The sequence below is a fragment of the Streptomyces sp. NPDC038280 genome, from assembly GCF_055600045.1.
This window is the reverse complement of sequence record NZ_JBVJYZ010000042.1, coordinates 1-3,195: the sequence shown is the minus strand read 5'-3', so window position 1 is coordinate 3,195 and position 3,195 is coordinate 1. Positions and strand designations below refer to the sequence as shown.

Here is a 3,195-nt window from a genome sequence, read left to right as displayed (position 1 = left end):
AACACAGTGGACGCGAGCAACTGAGGACAAGCCCTCGGCCTATTAGTACCAGTCAGCTTCACCCGTTACCGGGCTTCCACATCTGGCCTATCAACCCAGTCGTCTACTGGGAGCCTTACCCTCTCAAGGAGGTGGGAATACTCATCTTGAAGCAGGCTTCCCGCTTAGATGCTTTCAGCGGTTATCCCTCCCGAACGTAGCCAACCAGCCATGCCCTTGGCAGGACAACTGGCACACCAGAGGTTCGTCCGTCCCGGTCCTCTCGTACTAGGGACAGCCCTTCTCAATATTCCTACGCGCACAGCGGATAGGGACCGAACTGTCTCACGACGTTCTAAACCCAGCTCGCGTACCGCTTTAATGGGCGAACAGCCCAACCCTTGGGACCGACTCCAGCCCCAGGATGCGACGAGCCGACATCGAGGTGCCAAACCATCCCGTCGATATGGACTCTTGGGGAAGATCAGCCTGTTATCCCCGGGGTACCTTTTATCCGTTGAGCGACGGCGCTTCCACAAGCCACCGCCGGATCACTAGTCCCGACTTTCGTCCCTGCTCGACCCGTCGGTCTCACAGTCAAGCTCCCTTGTGCACTTACACTCAACACCTGATTACCAACCAGGCTGAGGGAACCTTTGGGCGCCTCCGTTACCCTTTGGGAGGCAACCGCCCCAGTTAAACTACCCATCAGACACTGTCCCTGATCCGGATCACGGACCCAGGTTAGACATCCAGCACGACCAGAGTGGTATTTCAACGGCGACTCCACAACCACTGGCGTGGCTGCTTCAAAGTCTCCCACCTATCCTACACAAGCCGAACCGAACACCAATATCAAACTGTAGTAAAGGTCCCGGGGTCTTTCCGTCCTGCTGCGCGAAACGAGCATCTTTACTCGTAGTGCAATTTCACCGGGCCTATGGTTGAGACAGTCGAGAAGTCGTTACGCCATTCGTGCAGGTCGGAACTTACCCGACAAGGAATTTCGCTACCTTAGGATGGTTATAGTTACCACCGCCGTTTACTGGCGCTTAAGTTCTCAGCTTCGCCCTGTCGAAACAGAGCTAACCGGTCCCCTTAACGTTCCAGCACCGGGCAGGCGTCAGTCCGTATACATCGCCTTACGGCTTCGCACGGACCTGTGTTTTTAGTAAACAGTCGCTTCTCGCTGGTCTCTGCGGCCACCCCCAGCTCACGGAGTAAATCCGATCACCAGTGATGGCCCCCCTTCTCCCGAAGTTACGGGGGCATTTTGCCGAGTTCCTTAACCATAGTTCACCCGAACGCCTCGGTATTCTCTACCTGACCACCTGAGTCGGTTTAGGGTACGGGCCGCCATGAAACTCGCTAGAGGCTTTTCTCGACAGCATAGGATCATCCACTTCACCACAATCGGCTCGGCATCAGGTCTCAGCCTCAATGTGTGACGGATTTGCCTATCACACGGCCTACACCCTTACCCCGGGACAACCACCGCCCGGGCTGGACTACCTTCCTGCGTCACCCCATCGCTTACCTACTACCACCTTGGACCGGCGGCTCCACCACTCCCCTTTGCCCGAAGGCTCCGGGGCGGCTTCACGGCCTTAGCATTAATGGGCTCGATATTGGGCGTTTCAAAGCGGGTACCGGAATATCAACCGGTTGTCCATCGACTACGCCTGTCGGCCTCGCCTTAGGTCCCGACTTACCCTGGGCAGATCAGCTTGACCCAGGAACCCTTAGTCAATCGGCGCACACGTTTCTCACGTGTGTATCGCTACTCATGCCTGCATTCTCACTCGTGAACCGTCCACAACTCGCTTCCGCGGCTGCTTCACCCGGCACACGACGCTCCCCTACCCATCCCAGCGGGCGTTGGCCCTCATGCTGGAATGACACGACTTCGGCGGTACGCTTGAGCCCCGCTACATTGTCGGCGCGGAATCACTTGACCAGTGAGCTATTACGCACTCTTTCAAGGGTGGCTGCTTCTAAGCCAACCTCCTGGTTGTCTCTGCGACTCCACATCCTTTCCCACTTAGCGTACGCTTAGGGGCCTTAGTCGATGCTCTGGGCTGTTTCCCTCTCGACCATGGAGCTTATCCCCCACAGTCTCACTGCCGTGCTCTCACTTACCGGCATTCGGAGTTTGGCTAAGGTCAGTAACCCGGTAGGGCCCATCGCCTATCCAGTGCTCTACCTCCGGCAAGAAACACACGACGCTGCACCTAAATGCATTTCGGGGAGAACCAGCTATCACGGAGTTTGATTGGCCTTTCACCCCTAACCACAGGTCATCCCCCAGGTTTTCAACCCTGGTGGGTTCGGTCCTCCACGAAGTCTTACCTCCGCTTCAACCTGCCCATGGCTAGATCACTCCGCTTCGGGTCTTGAGCGCGCTACTGAATCGCCCTATTCGGACTCGCTTTCGCTACGGCTTCCCCACACGGGTTAACCTCGCAACACACCGCAAACTCGCAGGCTCATTCTTCAAAAGGCACGCAGTCACGACGCATTGAGTAAACTCAATGCGCGACGCTCCCACGGCTTGTAGGCACACGGTTTCAGGTACTATTTCACTCCGCTCCCGCGGTACTTTTCACCATTCCCTCACGGTACTATCCGCTATCGGTCACCAGGGAATATTTAGGCTTAGCGGGTGGTCCCGCCAGATTCACACGGGATTTCTCGGGCCCCGTGCTACTTGGGTGTCTCTTAAACGAGCCGTTGATGTTTCAGCTACGGGGGTCTTACCCTCTACGCCGGACCTTTCGCATGTCCTTCGCCTACATCAACGGTTTCTGACTCGTCTCATCGCCGGCAGACGATGAAAAAGAGATCCCACAACCCCGCATGCGCAACCCCTGCCGGGTATCACACGCATACGGTTTGGCCTCATCCGGTTTCGCTCGCCACTACTCCCGGAATCACGGTTGTTTTCTCTTCCTGAGGGTACTGAGATGTTTCACTTCCCCTCGTTCCCTCCACATACCCTATGTGTTCAGGTATGGGTGACAGCCCATGACGACTGCCGGGTTTCCCCATTCGGAAACCCCCGGATCAAAGCCTGGTTGACGGCTCCCCGGGGACTATCGTGGCCTCCCACGTCCTTCATCGGTTCCTGGTGCCAAGGCATCCACCGTGCGCCCTTAAAAACTTGGCCACAGATGCTCGCGTCCACTGTGCAGTTCTCAAGCAACGACCAGCCACCCA

At 56.8% G+C, this 3,195-nt stretch carries 1 rRNA gene; it reads right to left on the bottom strand.

The features are described from left to right. Positions 1-22 precede the first annotated feature (22 nt). Positions 23-3,145 (bottom strand): 23S ribosomal RNA (locus ACZ7J0_RS33715). Positions 3,146-3,195 lie beyond the last annotated feature (50 nt).